The sequence below is a fragment of the Leifsonia shinshuensis genome (assembly GCF_022606355.1).
Lineage (GTDB): Bacteria > Actinomycetota > Actinomycetes > Actinomycetales > Microbacteriaceae > Leifsonia > Leifsonia shinshuensis_B.
This window is the reverse complement of record NZ_JAHHZQ010000001.1, coordinates 566,742-583,309: the sequence shown is the minus strand read 5'-3', so window position 1 is coordinate 583,309 and position 16,568 is coordinate 566,742. Positions and strand designations below refer to the sequence as shown.

The window sequence follows — 16,568 nt, the reverse complement described above, 5'->3', positions numbered from 1 at the left end:
GTTGTGCCGCTGGTGGGACTCGAACCCACACGCCCTTCCGGACAAAGCATTTTGAGTGCTCCGCGTCTGCCATTCCGCCACAGCGGCGCACAACAACACCTGAAGAATACCGTAGGCTTTTACCCGTGACTGACCAGGAGACCACCCCCACCGCACCCCGCCGAGTCGTCGTCGCGGAGGACGAGTCGCTCATCCGGCTCGACATCGTCGAGACTCTGCGCGACAACGGTTTCGAGGTCGTCGGCGAGGCCGGAGACGGCGAGACCGCCGTCGCGCTCGCCACCGAGCTGCGGCCCGACCTGGTCGTGATGGACGTCAAGATGCCTCAGCTCGACGGCATCTCGGCGGCCGAGCGCCTCTCCAAGAACCACATCGCCCCGGTCGTGCTGCTGACCGCCTTCAGCCAGAAGGAGCTCGTCGAGCGCGCGACAGAGGCCGGAGCGCTGGCCTACGTCGTCAAGCCGTTCACGCCCAACGACCTCCTGCCGGCGATCGAGATCGCCCTGGCCCGCTACCAGCAGATCATCGCGCTCGAGGCCGAGGTCTCCGACATGGTCCAACGCTTCGAGACGCGCAAGCTGGTCGACCGCGCCAAGGGCCTCCTCAACGAGAAGATGGGCCTCAGCGAGCCGGACGCCTTCCGCTGGATCCAGAAGGCGTCGATGGACCGCCGCCTCACCATGCACGACGTCGCCCAGGCGATCATCGAGCAGCTCGCACCCAAGAAGTAGGCGCCCGGGCAGCCATCCGTTCCTCAGTTTCTCCCGCAACACGCCGTGCGGGGGCGGGAGAAAGTGAGGAAGCGATTGTGGGCTACAGGTCCTTGATCAGGTTCGTGATGCGGATGGTCGAGCAGCGACGGCCCTGGTCGTCGGTCACGCTGATCTCGTGCGTCGTGAGGGTGCGGCCGAGGTGGATGGGCGTGCAGACACCGGTCACGTAGCCGCTGGTCGCCGAGCGCGTGTGCGAGGCGTTGATCTCGATCCCGACCGCCAGGCGGCCTTCGCCTGCGTAGAGGTTCGCCGACATCGATCCGAGGGACTCGCCGAGCACCACATAGGCGCCACCGTGCAGGAGGTCGGCCGGCTGCGTGTTGCCGAGCACGGGCATGCGTGCGACCGAGCGCTCGACGCTGAACTCCACGATCTCGATGCCCATCTTGTCGGCCAGGGCGCCGAGGCCCCGCTGCTTCACGTACGCCAGCGCGTCCTCGGTCATCTGCGGCCTCTCCCGGGTCGTCGGTGGGGTGGTGGGCGGTCGTCTGAGAGTGTCACCGGCCCCTTGTACGCTTGCCTGGTGTCAGACTCCGAAAAGCCTACCCTCCTCGTCATCGACGGCCATTCGCTGGCATTCCGGGCCTTCTACGCGTTGCCCGTCGACAGTTTCGTCAACCGTGAGGGCCAGCACACGAACGGCATCCACGGCTTCATCGCGATGCTGATCAACCTGCTCCAGCAGCAGCGCCCGACGCACATCGCCGTCGCGTTCGACATCTCGCGCTACTCGTTCCGCACGCGCGAGTACCCGGAGTACAAGGGCACCCGCAGCGAGACCCCGTCCGAGTTCGTCGGGCAGATCCCGCTGCTGCAGGAGGCCCTGCACGCGATGAACATCACCACCATCGCCAAAGAAGACTTCGAGGCCGACGACATCCTCGCCACCCTCGCCCGCCAGGGTGCGGAGCAGGGCTACCGCGTCCTCCTCGTCTCCGGCGACCGCGACACCCTGCAGCTCGTCAACGACGACGTGACCCTGCTCTACCCGAACGTCCGCGGCGTCTCCGAGCTGAAGATCTACGACCCGGCGGCGGTCCGCGAGCGCTACGGCGTCGAGCCCCACCAGTACCCGGAGATCGCCGCATTGGTGGGCGAGACCAGCGACAACCTCATCGGCATCGACAAGGTCGGCGAGAAGACCGCCGTCAAGTGGGTGCAGCAGTACGGCACGGTCGAGAACATCGTCGCGCACGCCGACGAGATCAAGGGCGTGGTGGGTCAGAACCTGCGCGACCAGAAAGAGAACGCACTCCGCAACCGGCGGCTCAACAGGCTGCTCGACGACGTGGAGCTGGAGGTCACGCCGGCCGATCTCGAGCGCAAGCCGCTCAACGAGAACGCCGTGCGCGACATCTTCGCGCGCCTCCAGTTCAAGACGTTGCTCGACCGGCTCATGAAGGCCGCGGCAGAGGAGGGCCTCCTCGACGGCGCCGCAGGGCTCGCCGAGCAGGCCGACGCGGGCGCCGTGAGCGCGCCCGTCGTGCGCACCCTGGTCGACGAGGAGCTCGCGAACTGGCTGGCGAAGGCCTCGGCCGACGGGCAGGCCGTGGCCGTGCAGCTGGAGACCGGCCCTGCCGGGATCACCGGCTTCGGCCTGGCAGCCGCCGACGACACGGTCTACGTTCCGTGGGCGTCGGGGCGTCGCGACTACGAGGCGCTCGAGGAGTGGATCGCGAGCAGCGCCCCCAAGTACTTCTTCCACGCCAAGCCGCAGTTCAAGGCGCTGAGCCGCGCCGGCTTCGTGGTCGACGGCCTGGCGTTCGACACCCGCATCGCCTCCTGGCTCGTCAAGCCGGGCGCCGCGCCGCAGTCGCTCGCCGAGCAGGTCTACGAGGTGCTCGGCGAGACCCTTCCTGTCTCCGACCCCAACCAGCTGGTGCCCATCAACGACGCCGTGAGCCCGGCGACCGAGGCGTGGTACATCCGGCGCGTCGCCGAGGGCCAGATGATCGCGCTCGACGAGGGCACCCGCCGGGTGCTCGACGACATCGAGCTGCCGCTCGTCGCCGTGCTGGCCGAGATGGAGCTCACCGGGGTGTCGATCGACACGGCCGTGCTCGCCCGCCTCCGCGGCGAACTCACCGACAAGGCGAACGACTACGCCGCACGTGCCTACGCTGAAGTCGGGCACGAGCTGAACCTCGGGTCGCCCAAGCAGCTCCAGCAGGTGCTGTTCGACGAGCTCGGGATGCCGAAGACCCGGTCCACCAAGACGGGCTACTCGACCGACGCCCAGTCGCTGGCCGACCTCCAGGAGAGCAACCCGCACCCGTTCCTCGACCTGCTCCTGCAGCACCGCGACGCGACCAAGCTCAAGCAGATCGTCGAGACGCTGGAGCGGTCCGTCACCTCCGACGACCGCATCCACACGACGTACGACCAGACGGGCACGAGCACGGGCCGCATCTCGTCGAACGACCCCAACCTCCAGAACATCCCGATCCGCACCGAGGAGGGGCGCGAGATCCGCTCGGCCTTCCGCAGCGCCGACGACTACGAGACGCTGCTGACCGCGGACTACTCGCAGATCGAGATGCGGATCATGGCGCACCTCTCCGAAGACCCCGGCCTCATCGAGGCGTTCAACGCGGGGGAGGACCTCCACCGGTTCGTCGGCGCGCGTGTCTTCGGTGTCGCACCGGAAGACGTCACCCCGCTCATGCGAACGAAGGTCAAGGCGATGTCGTACGGCCTCGCCTACGGTCTCAGCCCGTTCGGCCTCTCCAAGCAGCTGCGCATCGAGACGAAGGAGGCGCGCGACCTGATGGCCGGCTACTTCGAGCGTTTCGGCGCGGTGCGCGACTACCTGCGCAGCGTCGTCGAGATCGCGCGGGTCGACGGCTACACCGAGACGATCTTCGGGCGCCGCCGACCGTTCGCCGACCTGACGAGCACCAACCGTGTGCTGCGCGAGAACGCCGAGCGGCAGGCGCTCAACGCGCCCATCCAGGGCTCGGCGGCCGACATCATGAAGATCGCGATGCTCGGGATCGCCGGCGACCTGATCGACGGCGGGCTGCAGTCCCGGATGCTGCTGCAGGTGCACGACGAGCTCATCTTCGAGGTCGCTCCCGGCGAGTGGGACGCACTCGAGGCGATCGTGCGCACCCGGATGGCCGGCGCGGCCGACCTCCGCGTGCCGCTGGACGTGCAGATCGGTCGCGGGGCCAACTGGGACGCCGCCGCGCACTGACGATCGCGAGCCCGCGGGGCTACGCTTCCCACGTGGGCGAGTTGGAGCCGCGGAGGCACGAGAAGAAGGCCGTCGTGCCTCGCCGGATCCCGAGCGAGGTGGTGCCGGTTCCCCTCGGCGAGGTGCCCGACTTCGTGCGGGCCGCACTGCAGGGGACGAGCATCCTCGACCCGTTCGCGCAGTTGGCGTCGGGGTGGGTGTTCTTCCAGCCGCACCTGCGGTTCGTGCCCGTGGACGCGACGCACACGCGAATCGAGTTCGACGCGGTCGGAAAGGTGCAGGGCGCCGAGACGTTCCTGTTCGCGCGTCGCCGCGGCGAGATCCACCGTTTCTTCGTCGCACTCCAAGACGAGCTCGACCGCCGCGAGCAGCGGCGCAGACGGGCCGAGCGCGCCGCCGGGACGAGCGCCGAGCTCGAGGCCTCGGTAGGGTCGGATCATGACGAACGCAGAGAAGCGCGAACCGACTCCGATCGACACGATCGCTGAGGAGTGGGTCGACACCCAGTTGGAGCTCCACCCCGAGTACCACGTCTGGCTCGGCCGACCCGGCCGCGAGGGCGAGTACTCGGACTACTCGCCGGCGGGAGCCGAGCAGTCCGTCGCCGCCGTGCGTGAGACCCTCGCGAAGATCCGTGGGGCCGAGCCGGTCGACGACATCGACCGCGTCACCAAGATGGATCTCTCCCGGGAGCTCGAGCTCACGATCGAGAAGCACGAGGCCGGCTTCGGCCAGCGCGACCTGAACGTGATCGCCTCGCCCGCGCAGGAGCTCCGCGACATCTTCGACCTCGTGCCGACCGACACCGAGGACGACTGGGCGAACGTCGCGAAGCGCCTCCACAACCTCCCCGGCGCGATGGACGGCTACATCGAGACCCTCCGCAGCGGCATCGCAGCGGGCAACGTTCCGGCCATCCGCCAGGTGCGCGAGGTGCTCGCGCAGGCGAACAAGCAGGTCGCCGACACCGGGTTCTTCTTCGAGTTCACTGGCTCGGCGAAGGCCGGAGAGGCCGAGCTTCCCGCGTCGCTGAAGGCCGACCTGGCGTCGGGTGCGGCCGAGTCCGCCGCGGCCTACGCGAAGCTCGCGTCGTTCCTGAAGGACGAGCTCGCCGCTCACGCGCCGGAGAAGGACGCCGTCGGCCGCCAGCTGTACGCCCTCGCGTCCCGCGACTTCCTCGGCGCCACCGTCGACCTCGACGAGACCTACGAGTGGGGCCTCGAGGAGCTGTCGCGCATGGTCGCAGAGCAGGAGTCCATCGCGAACGAGATCAAGCCTGGCGCCACCGTGCGCGAGGCCATCGCGTTCCTCGACGGCGACGCCTCCCGCAAGCTGCACGGCACCGACGCCCTCCAGAAGTGGATGCAGGAGACCAGCGATCGCGCGATCGAGGAGCTCGGCCGCTCGCACTTCGACATCCCGGTGGAGATCCGCCGGCTGGAGTGCATGATCGCGCCGACGCAGGAGGGCGGCATCTATTACACCGGCCCGAGCGACGACTTCGCCCGCGCAGGGCGCATGTGGTGGAGCGTCCCGGAGGGCGTGACCGAGTTCGACACCTGGCGTGAGCTGACGACCGTCTACCACGAGGGCGTTCCCGGCCACCACCTCCAGATCGCCCAGGCCACCTACAACAAGGCGCAGCTGAACTCGTGGCGCCGCATCGCGGGCACCTCCGGTCACGCCGAGGGCTGGGCCCTCTACGCCGAGCGCCTGATGGAGCAGCTGGGCTACCTCGACGACCCGGCCGACCGGCTCGGGATGCTCGACGGCCAGCGGATGCGCGCCGCTCGCGTGGTGCTCGACATCGGCGTGCACCTCGAGAAGCAGCTGCCCGACGGCTCCGGCCCGTGGACGGGCGACTACGCGTTCGGCTTCCTCGGCGAGAACGTCAACATGAACGAGGGTTTCGTGCGCTTCGAGGTGAACCGCTACCTCGGCTGGCCGGGCCAGGCGCCGTCGTACAAGATCGGTCAGCGCATCTGGGAGCAGCTGCGCGACGAGTACGCACGCCGCGAGGGTGCGTCGTTCGACATCAAGGCCTTCCACAAGAGGGCGCTCGACATCGGCGGTGTCGGCCTCGACACCCTGAAGTCGGCGCTGCTCGACTGAGCGCCGACTGCCAGAAGGGCGCGCAGCCGCGATGACCTCCCCGTACCGGGCCGTTCTCGGCCCGGCCTTCGACGAGCTCCATCCGCGGCTGCGCGCCTATTTCGACGCTGTTCCGGAAGGCTCGACCGGCCGGGGCCGTGGCGTGTTCGAGACTGTGGGCACGCCTCGGCGCTGGTTGTGGCCGGCGCTCGCACCGTTCGGGCGGGCGCACGTGATGTTCCCGGTGTGGGAGCACGGCGTGACGTTCACCGTCGAGAACGTGCCGGCGAGCTCGGCGCGCGGCGGCCCGGCGGTGCGCGCGGTCCGTCGGTTCGAGCTGGGCGGGCGTACACGCGAGATGCGCGACGAGATCGGCGCCGACGGCGGGCTGATCGTCGACCGGCTCGGATCGCCGGCGGTGGTGGAGGCGTGGTTCTCGGCCCGCGTGACGGACGGCGCGCTGCGGCTGGTGTCGCGCCGCGTCGCCGTGCGGGCCGGACGGGCGTGGGTCGTCCTCCCACGGCCGATCGCGCCTGTCGTCGCGCTCACCGAGCGGTACGACGAGGAACGGGAGGCGCAGCTGGTCTCCGTCGTCGTGAGGACGCCGCTGATCGGTAGGGTGTACCAGTACGCGGGCGCCTTCCGCTACGGGGTCACACAGGGGAGTGAGTGAGCGAGCGAGTCGTCATCGCGGGTGCGTCCGGTTTCATCGGACGGTATCTGGCGGAGCACTACCGCGCGGCCGGCGCGACCGTGCTGCTCATCGGGCGCGACGGCGCCGACGCGCGCTGGGACGACCCCGCGGCGCTGCGGCGGGCGGTCACCGGTGCCGATCTGCTGATCAATCTCGCCGGCAAGAGCGTGAACTGCCGCTACGGCGACGCGAACCGCGCGGAGATCTTCCGCTCGCGCCTCGAGACGACGCGGGCGCTCCGGGAGGCCGTCGCGGCGTCGGAGGCACCGCCTCCCGTCTGGTTCAACGCCTCCACCGCGACCATCTACCGGCACGCGGAGGACCGGCCGATGACCGAGTCGACGGGGGAGCTGGGAACCGGGTTCTCGGTCGACGTGGCGCGGGCGTGGGAGGCCGAGTTCTTCGAGGGCGAGCTCGCGGGCACCCGCAGGGTCGCCCTGCGCATGGCGATCGTGCTGGGTGACGGCTCCGCGCTCGTCCCGCTCATCCGGCTCGCCCGGTCCGGTCTCGGCGGCCCGCAGCTCGACGGCCGCTGGTTCGCGACGACTGCGCGGCGCAACGCCGGGACGTTCCACGAGTTCCGTGCGCGCGGCGGGCGGCAGCGGTTCAGCTGGGTGCACGTCCGCGACGTTCTCGGCGCGATCGAGTTCCTCCGCGACCGTCCGGAGCTCGACGGGCCGGTGAACATCGCCGCGCCGGAGCCGGTGGACAACCGGACGCTGATGGCGACGCTGCGGCGCGTGCTCGGCGTTCCGCTCGGCCTGCCGGCGACCCGGTGGATGCTCGAGCTGGGCTCGGCAGCGATCCGTACGGAGACCGAACTGGTGCTGAAGAGCCGGTGGGTGCTGCCCGAGCGGCTGCTCGCAGCGGGCTACGACTTCGCCTACCCGGAGCTCGAGCCGGCGCTGCGTGACATCGTGGCCGAACGCGAGTTGCTGCATCCGCAGAGCAGTCGGTAGACTAGACCGTCACTTGTGTGACATCCACATCCGCCTGCCGTTCGCGGAAGACACCCACAGAGGTTCGCGCTCGGCCTGATTTATGTCCATTACGGAGCATCCACTACATGACAACCGCAACGACCGACAAGGCACCGAAGCAGGTCGCCGTCAACGACATCGGGTCTGCTGAAGACTTTCTTGCCGCGGTCGAAAAGACGCTGAAGTTCTTCAACGACGGAGACCTCATCGAGGGCACCGTCGTCAAGATCGACCGCGACGAGGTCCTCCTCGACGTCGGCTACAAGACCGAGGGTGTCATCCCCTCGCGCGAGCTTTCCATCAAGCACGACGTCGACCCCAGCGAGGTCGTCGAGGTCGGCGACACCGTCGAGGCGCTCGTTCTCCAGAAGGAGGACAAAGAGGGTCGCCTCATCCTGTCCAAGAAGCGTGCGCAGTACGAGCGCGCCTGGGGCGATGTCGAGAAGATCAAGGAGGCCGACGGTGTCGTCACCGGTACGGTCATCGAGGTCGTCAAGGGCGGCCTGATCGTCGACATCGGCCTGCGCGGCTTCCTGCCGGCGTCGCTCATCGAGCTGCGCCGCGTCCGCGACCTGACCCCGTACCTGGGCCAGGAGATCGAGGCCAAGATCCTCGAGCTCGACAAGAACCGCAACAACGTGGTCCTGTCGCGCCGTGCGCTGCTGGAGCAGACCCAGTCGGAGTCCCGCACCACGTTCCTCAACAACCTGCACAAGGGCCAGGTCCGCAAGGGCGTCGTGTCCTCGATCGTCAACTTCGGCGCGTTCGTCGACCTGGGCGGCGTGGACGGCCTCGTGCACGTCTCCGAGCTGTCGTGGAAGCACATCGAGCACGCCTCCGAGGTCGTCGAGGTCGGCCAGGAGGTCACCGTCGAGATCCTCGAGGTCGACCTGGACCGCGAGCGCGTCTCACTGTCGCTCAAGGCGACCCAGGAAGACCCGTGGCAGGTGTTCGCCCGCACCCACGCGATCGGTCAGGTCGCGCCGGGCAAGGTCACGAAGCTGGTTCCGTTCGGTGCGTTCGTCCGCGTTGCGGACGGCATCGAGGGCCTGGTGCACATCTCCGAGCTCTCCGGCAAGCACGTCGAGCTCGCGGAGCAGGTCGTGTCGGTCGGCGAAGAGGTCTTCGTCAAGGTCATCGACATCGACCTGGAGCGCCGCCGCATCTCGCTGTCGCTCAAGCAGGCGAACGAGGGCGTCGACCCCGAAGGCACCGAGTTCGACCCGGCCCTCTACGGCATGGTCACCGAGTACGACGAGCAGGGGAACTACAAGTACCCCGAGGGCTTCGACCCGGAGACCAACGAGTGGAAGGAAGGCTTCGACACCCAGCGCGACGAGTGGGAGCAGCAGTACGCTGCGGCTCAGGCTCGCTGGGAGGCTCACAAGCGCCAGGTCGCCAAGGGCATCGAGGAGGCGGCCGCCGACAGCGGTTCCTCGTCGTACTCCAGCGAGTCGGGCTCGGGCGGCACTCTCGCCGACGACGAGTCCCTCGCGGCGCTGCGCGAGAAGCTCAGCTCCAACAACTGAGACACGTCTCATCCATGAGCGGCCGGTCCTTCGGGGCCGGCCGTTCCGGCGTTAAGCGCGCTTCTTCGTCTGTCGAGGGGCACGTTGTTGCCCCTTTCGGCACCCGAAAGCGACAACAACGTGCCCCTCGGGTGCGCGCGGAGGGCGGATAGGCTGGTGCGGTGCAGCTGATCGGACTCACCGGCGGGATCGCCTCCGGCAAATCGACCATCGCCTCCCGTCTCGCCGAGCTCGGCGCCGTCGTCGTCGATGCCGACCGCATCGCGCGGGAGGTCGTCGAGCCGGGCACGCCGGCCTTGGCCGAGATCGAGCGCACCTTTGGTGCGTCGGTCATCGCGGCCGACGGCAGCCTCGACCGGCCCGCGCTCGGCGCGATCGTCTTCGGTGACCCGGAGGCTCTGCAGAAGCTCAACGGGATCACCCATCCCGCCGTGCTGGCGGCGTCGACGGCGCGCTTCGAAGCGGCGGCCGCAGCCGACCCGGCCGCGATCGTCGTCTACGATGTGCCGCTCCTCGTGGAGTCGGCCAACGAGTACCCGTTCGACCTCGTCGTCGTCGCCCACGCGGACGCGGCGACCCGGATCGACCGGCTCGTGCGGCTGCGCGGAATGGACCGCGCGGAGGCGGAGCGGCGGATCGGCTCGCAGGCCTCCGACGAGGAGCGCCTCGCCGTCGCCGACGTCGTGATCGACACCGACGGCGCACTGGAGCGGACCCGCGAGCAGGTCGACGAGCTCTGGGAGGGCCTGCGCGCCTGAGCGCGTCGGGCCGCCGTTCCGCTCTCAGCGAGAGGGAGCCCCGATGTCGGTGGTCCTTCCTAGACTGGATGTCATGGAAGCAACGCGTCTCGTCCGTCCGTTCGAGGTCGTCAGCGAGTACGCGCCGAGCGGAGACCAGCCCAAGGCGATCGCCGAGCTCGCCGCCCGCATCAACGCCGGCGAGACCGACGTCGTGCTGCTGGGCGCGACCGGTACTGGAAAGTCGGCGACGACGGCCTGGCTGGTCGAGCAGGTGCAGCGGCCGACCCTCGTGCTCGCGCACAACAAGACGCTCGCCGCTCAGCTCGCCAATGAGTTCCGGGAGCTGCTCCCCAACAACGCCGTCGAGTACTTCGTCTCCTACTACGACTACTACCAGCCAGAGGCGTACGTGCCGCAGACAGACACCTTCATCGAGAAGGACTCGTCGGTCAACGCCGAGGTGGAGCGCCTTCGCCACTCGACCACGAACTCGCTGCTCAGCCGCCGTGACGTCGTGGTGGTCTCCACGGTCTCCTGCATCTACGGCCTCGGTGCGGCCGAGGAGTATCTGGAGGCGATGGTCGCCCTGCAGGTCGGCCAGAATGTCGGCCGCGACGCGCTGATCCGGCGCTTCGTCGCCATGCAGTACGAGCGCAACGACGTCGACTTCTCGCGCGGCAAGTTCCGGGTGCGTGGGGACACGATCGAGATCATCCCGATGTACGAGGAGCACGCCGTGCGCGTCGAGCTGTTCGGCGACGAGATCGAGGCGCTGTACTCGCTGCACCCGCTCACCGGCGAGGTGCTGCAGAAGATGGACGCGGTGTCGGTGTTCCCCGCGACGCACTACGCCGCGAGCCCGGCGACCATGCAGCGCGCCATCGGCACCATCCAAGAAGAACTCCGCGAGCGACTGCAGGAGCTGGAGCGCGAGGGTAAGCTGCTGGAGGCCCAGCGACTGCGCATGCGCACCCAGTTCGATCTCGAGATGATGGAGCAGATCGGGTTCTGCTCCGGCATCGAGAACTACTCGCGGCACATCGACGGGCGAAGGCCTGGCGAGGCGCCGAACTGCCTCCTCGACTACTTCCCTGACGACTTCCTGGTCGTGATCGACGAGTCGCACGTCACCGTGCCGCAGATCGGCGCGATGTACGAGGGCGACGCCTCCCGCAAGCGCACTCTGGTGGAGCACGGCTTCCGGCTGCCGAGCGCCCTCGACAACCGTCCACTGCGGTGGAACGAGTTCAAGGACCGCGTCGGCCAGACCGTGTACCTCTCGGCGACGCCGGGGCAGTACGAGATGGGCGTCGCCGATGGCGTGGTCGAGCAGATCATCCGCCCGACCGGCCTGGTCGACCCGCAGATCGTCGTGAAGCCGACCAAGGGCCAGATCGACGACCTGCTCGAGGAGATCCGCGTGCGGGTGGAGCGCGATGAGCGCATCCTGGTCACCACGCTGACCAAGAAGATGGCCGAGGAGCTCACCGACTTCCTCGCGGAGGCCGGGGTCAAGGTCCGCTACCTCCACTCCGACGTCGACACGCTGCGCCGCGTCGAGCTCCTCACCGAGCTGCGCGCCGGTGTCTACGACGTGCTGGTGGGCATCAACCTGCTGCGAGAGGGTCTCGACCTTCCGGAGGTGTCGCTGGTCGCCATCCTCGACGCCGACAAGGAGGGCTTCCTGCGGTCGTCCACCTCGCTCATCCAGACCATCGGCCGTGCGGCGCGCAACGTCTCGGGCGAGGTGCACATGTACGCCGACGTCCTGACCGACTCGATGAAGAACGCGATCGAAGAGACCGACCGCCGCCGAGAGCTGCAGATCGAGTACAACCGGGCGAACGGAATCGACCCGCAGCCGCTGCGCAAGCGGATCGCCGACATCACGGACGTGCTCGCCCGCGAGGAGGCCGACACCGCACGCATACTGGCCGGTCGCGAACAGCGGCGCAAGAGCCCCACTCCGAACCTGCGCAACGGCGGCATCGCGGCCCAGGGCGCGGCCGAACTGGAGTCGTTGATCGCCGATCTCAACGACCAGATGCTCGCTGCGGCCGGCGAACTGAAGTTCGAGCTGGCGGCGCGACTGCGCGACGAGCTCTCGGATCTCAAGCGCGACCTGCGGCAGATGGAGAAGGCGGGCCACCTGGGCTGAGCCGCGCCGTGGTGCGGGCGGTCCCCGCGTCGCGAGGAGTACCCGACGCGCGCCCGCCGCGGTCGCGCTACGGTGGCAGAGTGGGCTCGACGGTGACACGGACGCGACGGCGGTGGGGGATCGCCGCCGCTGGAGCGCTCCTGGCGCTGTCCGCTGTCGCGTTGGCGTTCCAAGGGGCGCCGGTGTTCACCGGCCTCCGGTTCACGCCGCCGGCCGCCGACCTCCAGCCGCACCCGGGGGAGCAGAAGGTGAGCGGGACGCCGGAGCCCCAGGACATCCCTCACGAGACGCGGATCGACCTGACGTGGGTGACGTACGCCCTCGTCGTCCTCGCGGTCGTGGTGATCCTCGCCCTGCTCTGGCGGTACCTGCGCCGACGACTCCGTCCTGTGTTCCCCGGCCTCCCGGGGGAGGTCGCCGGATCGACGGAGGGCGAGGTCGCGCACGACCCGCCGGAGCAGCCCCGGCCCGAACGGGTCAGGCGCGGCCTCGACCGCGCGTTGGACCTTCTCGGCGAGGGCAGGGAGCCGCGCGACGCCATCGAGCGCGCCTGGCTCGGCCTCGAGGAGGGCGCGGCCGACAGCGGTGTGCACCGGCTGCCCGCCGAGACGCCGGGGGAGTTCGTCGGCCGGGTCGTCGCGCGGGTCGCGTCCGACCGGACGGCCGCAAGCGACCTCCTCGACCTGTACTTGCGCGCGCGGTTCAGCGACGCGCCCGTGACGACCGGTGATGTGGCCAGAGCGCGAACTGCGATCGAGGCGCTGCGCGCGTCCTGGGCAGCCGCAGCGGGCGCCGGCGCGACGAACGGCGCGGCCCGATGACGCGCGCGCGACTGGTCAGGCGCGCGGTCGGCTGCGTGATCGCGGCAGCGGTCGTGGGGGGCGCGGCGTGGTTCTTCGGGATGGATGCTCCGCACGCAGCGGGCCTCGGTGCCGTCGTCTTCGCCCTCGGCGCCGTGCTGTCCCTGCTCGGCGACCAGGCCGACGTGATGTGGCCGGTCCCGTCTCCGCAGCCGCGCCCCGGTGCGCGCAGGGACGTGGTGCAGCTGGGCTGGTCGTTGGGCGCGCGCGGCGGTCGCGTGACGCCGGAGGCCGTCCGCCGGCTGCGCGGGCTCGCGGCAGAGGTGCTCGATCGGCACGGCGTCCAGCTCGACGATCCGGCCTCCGCCGGGCGGGTGGCCGACCTCCTCGGCGACGACACCGCCGCGATGCTGCGCAAAGGCACCGCCGCCGCACCGCGTCCACGCGACTTCGCCGCGTCGCTCTCCCGGCTGGAAGCCCTCGCCCAGTCAGGGCGCCCGACCGCCGATGCACCGACCTCCCCGCTCACCGTCCACACGTCAGGAGCCGAATGACCCTCGAACCAGCACCGTCCAGCAGCGGAGGGGGCGCGTCCCCCGCGGCGACCTCGGCCGCCGAGGACGTCGTCCCGCTCTCGGTCGAGGAGGTGGCCAGCTTCGGCGCGGACGTCCTCGCGCGTGTCGAGAGCGTCGTCGTCGGGATGCGCGAGCCGCTGGAGATCGCGTTGGCCACCGTGCTCGCCGGCGGGCACGTGCTGTTCGAGGACGTCCCCGGCCTCGGCAAGACGCTCGCGGCGCGGAGCATCGCGAGCGCGGTCGGGCTCGACTTCCGCCGCCTGCAGTGCACGCCCGACCTCCTCCCGTCCGACATCACGGGGTCGTTCGTCTATGTGCCGTCGACGGCCGAGTTCGAGTTCCGGCCGGGGCCGGTGTTCACCGGCCTGTTCCTGGCCGACGAGATCAACCGCACGTCGCCCAAGACCCAGTCGGCGCTCCTGGAGGCGATGGCGGAGGGCCAGGTTTCGGTGGAGGGACGCAGCTTCGCGCTGCCACGCCCCTTCCACGTCGTCGCGACCGCGAACCCGATCGAGTCCGAAGGCACCTACGCGCTTCCGGAAGCCCAGCTCGATCGCTTCATGGTGCGCCTCGGAGTCGGCTACCCTGACGCGTCCGGCGAGACGCAGGTGCTGCTCGCGCGCATCGCGCGCCGGCACGAGGTCGCGACCGTCGAGCCGGTCATGCAGGCGCGGACGCTGCTCGCGATGCAGGCCGGGGTGGAGCGCGTCGACGTCGACCCGGACATCGCGGCCTACTGCGTCGCCCTCGCTTCGGCCACCCGCCGGCACCGCTCGGTCGAGGTGGGCGCCTCCCCGCGCGGATCGCAGGGCCTCCTGCTGGTCGCCCGCGCGCTGGCGGTGCTCGCCGGTCGCGATTTCGTCATCCCCGACGATGTCAAGCGCGTTGCCGTCCCCGTCCTCGCGCACCGGCTGACGCTGACCGTGCAGGCGTGGACGAGCGGGGTTAGCGCCTCCCAGGTCGTGCTGGAGGTGGTCTCCGGCGTGCCGGGGCCTCCGGCGATCGGGATGCGCGAACGGGAGTCGGCCCCCTGATGCCGCTGTGGTCGCGCTCACGCATGCCCGGTCCGCGCGAACGGCCGGCCACGGATGAGGGCGGCTCGCGCTGGTCGCTGAGCCCGGCGGTGACCGCCGCGGCCATCGTCGCGACCGTCTGCCTGGTCGCGGCGTTCGTGATGTCCCGCCTCGAACTCGTACTCGTCGCGGCGCCGCTGCTGCTGGCCGCGGTGATCGGCTGGTCGTCGCGGCCGGAAACCGCGGCCTCCCGTTCGAGCGTCGCCATCGTCGGCGACGACACCGACGGCCGCGTGCGCGTCGACGCCGTGGCAGAGGCGGAGGGGCGCGTCGACGGCGTGCACGTCAGGATCCGGCGGTCCGATCGGGAGCCGGAGGACGCGGTGGTGACCCCCGGGTTCGCTCGACGGCTCCGTCTGCGAGTCGCCGTCTCGCACTCCGGCCCCCAGCGCATCCTCGTGATCGCGGCGCGTGGGATCGGTCCCGACGCGGCCTGGGTGGGCGATCCCGGCCGTCCGGCTGTCGCGGAGCGGGTCGTGCGCCCGAAAGCACAGCGGGTGCGGAGCCTCCCGTTGCCGGCGCGGCTGCTCGGGCTGACCGGCGGGCACGACTCGACGCGCCCGGGCGACGGCGGGGAGTTCCGCGACATCGACCGCTTCCGCCCCGGGGACCGGCTGCGCAGGATCGACTGGAAGGCGACGGCGCGCCTGGCCCAGCGGCCGGGCGAGCTGTACGTACGGCGGACCACGGCGACGTCGGACGCCGCCGTCCAGCTCGTCGTCGACGCGCGGGACGACGTGCCAGGCGCCGTCGCCGGCTGGGCCGCCCCGTACCCGCGCCCGGGTGCGACGTCGCTCGACCTGGCGAGGGAGGCCGCCTTCTCGCTCGCGGAGGCGTACGCCGGCGCCTCCGACCGGGTCGGCTTCGACGACCTCTCCGATGCCCGTCGTGCGCTGCCGCCCCGCGCCGGCGCGCGTCACCTCAGCAGGGTGCTGCGCGCGGTCGAGCTGACGACGGCGCACGGCGCGGCGACCGAACGGGCTCGGGCGCCCCGGCTCGCGCAGGGTGCGGTCGTCTACGTGATGTCGACCTTCCTCGACGAGCAGGCGACCCGGTTGGCGCTCACCTGGCGGGCGGCGGGCCACCGGGTCGTCGTCGTCGATGTGCTGCCGCCCCGGAGCGTCGACGAGCTCGCGGCACGCGAGCGCCTCGCCCTGCGCATCGTCGACCTGGAGCGCGGTCTCCGGCTGGACAGGCTGAGGGCGGCGGGCGCCGAGCTGCTGGTCTGGTCGTCGCCGGATCGCGATGCGGTGCTCCGCCGCCTGGAGACGCCGCGGAGGCGACCGTGAGCGCGGCGGAACAGCGCCCGCACCCGGTCGAGCGACCCGACGCGGACCTCGGTCGCACCATCCCCGCCTGGTCACTGCGGATCGCGTTCGCCGCCGTCGCCGTGCCGCTCGCCTGGACCACCGCTCCCAGCGGACCCTGGCCGGCACTCGCGGTGCTGCTGACCGCCGTCGCGGTCGCGGTCCCGCGCTGGCGGGTGGCCTGGGTGCTCATCGCCGTGCTCGCGTTCTCCACCCTCCTGGAGCCCGGGACCGTCACCCCTCGCCTGCTCGCGCTGATCGCCGCCGTCCAGCTGCTGCACGTGCTGGCGGCGTGGATGCTCGTCCTGCCGCCGTCGGCGCGGCTCCAGCCGGCCGTTCTGCTGCCGTCGCTGCGGCGCTTCGTCGTGATCCAGCTCCCCGTGCAGGCCGGCGCGGTCGTCCTCCTGCTGGTGGCACGCCCCGCGGCGGCTCCCTGGCTCGCGATGGTGTCGGGGGCTGCGATCGTGGGCCTGGTCGTGCTGCTGGCCGCGATGCTGCTGACCCGGCCGCGGGCCTGAGCGGGAGGAGCCGAGCCGCGGCGAGGGACGAATGTCGGTGGTGCGGCGTACGCTCTCGCGTGGTCGCGAATGCGTGTGGCGTAGCGCTAGAATCGAACAAAGCTTCGAATCAGCCCGACAGGGCCGTCGCGCGC

Annotated in this window: 15 protein-coding genes and 1 tRNA gene; 14 read left to right on the top strand and 2 right to left on the bottom strand. The window is 70.5% G+C overall.

The window, feature by feature from the left end; translation table 11 throughout:
* Positions 1-4 precede the first annotated feature (4 nt).
* Positions 5-87: transfer RNA gene (locus KNO15_RS02855), tRNA-Leu, on the bottom strand.
* 38 nt (positions 88-125) lie between these two features.
* Here KNO15_RS02855 and KNO15_RS02850 point away from each other — a divergent pair.
* Positions 126-731, top strand: a complete 606-nt coding sequence (locus tag KNO15_RS02850; RefSeq protein ID WP_179605811.1) for an ANTAR domain-containing response regulator — start codon at positions 126-128, stop codon at positions 729-731.
* Between the two features lie 82 nt (positions 732-813).
* On the opposite strand, the gene KNO15_RS02845 is transcribed toward KNO15_RS02850, so the two are convergent.
* Positions 814-1,218 carry a hotdog fold thioesterase gene (locus KNO15_RS02845; RefSeq protein WP_241701931.1) on the bottom strand — a complete coding sequence of 135 codons (405 nt, stop codon included), beginning with the start codon at positions 1,216-1,218 and terminating at the stop codon, positions 814-816.
* Positions 1,219-1,296: 78 nt separating this feature from the next.
* Here KNO15_RS02845 and polA point away from each other — a divergent pair, with 78 nt between their 5' ends.
* The 13 genes from polA to KNO15_RS02780 all read left to right on the top strand — a co-directional run bounded on the left by polA (position 1,297) and on the right by KNO15_RS02780 (position 16,434).
* Positions 1,297-3,969 carry a DNA polymerase I gene (gene polA, locus KNO15_RS02840; protein ID WP_241701929.1) on the top strand — a complete coding sequence of 891 codons (2,673 nt, stop codon included), beginning with the start codon at positions 1,297-1,299 and terminating at the stop codon, positions 3,967-3,969.
* A gap of 32 nt (positions 3,970-4,001) precedes the next feature.
* On the top strand, positions 4,002-4,457 hold the full coding sequence (locus KNO15_RS02835) for a hypothetical protein (RefSeq protein ID WP_241701928.1): 456 nt from the start codon (positions 4,002-4,004) through the stop codon (positions 4,455-4,457).
* Positions 4,408-6,081, top strand: coding sequence for a DUF885 domain-containing protein (locus KNO15_RS02830; protein ID WP_241701926.1), 1,674 nt, complete (start codon positions 4,408-4,410; stop codon positions 6,079-6,081). Before KNO15_RS02835 ends, KNO15_RS02830 begins: the two co-directional genes overlap by 50 nt.
* Positions 6,082-6,112: 31 nt before the next feature.
* Complete coding sequence (locus KNO15_RS02825; protein WP_241701925.1) at positions 6,113-6,733, top strand: DUF4166 domain-containing protein; 621 nt, start codon at positions 6,113-6,115, stop codon at positions 6,731-6,733.
* The gene (locus KNO15_RS02820) at positions 6,730-7,713 is read left to right on the top strand and encodes an epimerase (protein ID WP_241701924.1); all 984 of its coding nucleotides are present in this window, start codon (positions 6,730-6,732) and stop codon (positions 7,711-7,713) included. Before KNO15_RS02825 ends, KNO15_RS02820 begins: the two co-directional genes overlap by 4 nt.
* A 107-nt stretch (positions 7,714-7,820) precedes the next feature.
* Positions 7,821-9,263 (top strand): 30S ribosomal protein S1, encoded by a 1,443-nt coding sequence (rpsA, locus tag KNO15_RS02815; protein ID WP_241701922.1) that lies wholly within the window; start codon positions 7,821-7,823, stop codon positions 9,261-9,263.
* Between the two features lie 161 nt (positions 9,264-9,424).
* Positions 9,425-10,021: a dephospho-CoA kinase gene (gene coaE, locus KNO15_RS02810; protein ID WP_241701921.1), complete on the top strand. Its 597-nt coding sequence runs from the start codon at positions 9,425-9,427 to the stop codon at positions 10,019-10,021.
* Between the two features lie 73 nt (positions 10,022-10,094).
* A complete protein-coding gene (gene uvrB, locus KNO15_RS02805) occupies positions 10,095-12,161 on the top strand; it encodes an excinuclease ABC subunit UvrB (protein WP_241701920.1) in 2,067 nt (688 codons plus the stop codon).
* A 92-nt stretch (positions 12,162-12,253) separates the two neighbouring features.
* Entirely contained in the window at positions 12,254-12,982 is a 729-nt protein-coding gene (locus KNO15_RS02800; RefSeq protein ID WP_241701918.1) for a DUF4129 domain-containing protein, read from the top strand.
* On the top strand, positions 12,979-13,515 hold the full coding sequence (locus tag KNO15_RS02795; RefSeq protein ID WP_241701916.1) for a hypothetical protein: 537 nt from the start codon (positions 12,979-12,981) through the stop codon (positions 13,513-13,515). The genes KNO15_RS02800 and KNO15_RS02795 overlap by 4 nt, the downstream gene beginning before the upstream one ends.
* Positions 13,512-14,570: an AAA family ATPase gene (locus KNO15_RS02790; RefSeq protein ID WP_241701914.1), complete on the top strand. Its 1,059-nt coding sequence runs from the start codon at positions 13,512-13,514 to the stop codon at positions 14,568-14,570. Before KNO15_RS02795 ends, KNO15_RS02790 begins: the two co-directional genes overlap by 4 nt.
* A gap of 23 nt (positions 14,571-14,593) precedes the next feature.
* Complete coding sequence (locus KNO15_RS02785) at positions 14,594-15,898, top strand: DUF58 domain-containing protein (protein ID WP_241701912.1); 1,305 nt, start codon at positions 14,594-14,596, stop codon at positions 15,896-15,898.
* Entirely contained in the window at positions 15,895-16,434 is a 540-nt protein-coding gene (locus tag KNO15_RS02780; protein WP_241701911.1) for a hypothetical protein, read from the top strand. Before KNO15_RS02785 ends, KNO15_RS02780 begins: the two co-directional genes overlap by 4 nt.
* Positions 16,435-16,568 lie beyond the last annotated feature (134 nt).

Excerpts from the sequence above, each read along its gene's own strand:
- KNO15_RS02845 (WP_241701931.1), bottom strand. The coding sequence starts at position 1,218 with ATGACCGAGGACGCGCTGGCGTACGTGAAGCAGCGGGGCCTCGGCGCC.
- KNO15_RS02830 (WP_241701926.1), top strand. The coding sequence starts at position 4,408 with ATGACGAACGCAGAGAAGCGCGAACCGACTCCGATCGACACGATCGCT.
- KNO15_RS02825 (WP_241701925.1), top strand. The coding sequence starts at position 6,113 with ATGACCTCCCCGTACCGGGCCGTTCTCGGCCCGGCCTTCGACGAGCTC.
- rpsA (WP_241701922.1), top strand. The coding sequence starts at position 7,821 with ATGACAACCGCAACGACCGACAAGGCACCGAAGCAGGTCGCCGTCAAC.
- uvrB (WP_241701920.1), top strand. The coding sequence starts at position 10,095 with ATGGAAGCAACGCGTCTCGTCCGTCCGTTCGAGGTCGTCAGCGAGTAC.
- KNO15_RS02795 (WP_241701916.1), top strand. The coding sequence starts at position 12,979 with ATGACGCGCGCGCGACTGGTCAGGCGCGCGGTCGGCTGCGTGATCGCG.
- KNO15_RS02790 (WP_241701914.1), top strand. The coding sequence starts at position 13,512 with ATGACCCTCGAACCAGCACCGTCCAGCAGCGGAGGGGGCGCGTCCCCC.
- KNO15_RS02785 (WP_241701912.1), top strand. The coding sequence starts at position 14,594 with ATGCCCGGTCCGCGCGAACGGCCGGCCACGGATGAGGGCGGCTCGCGC.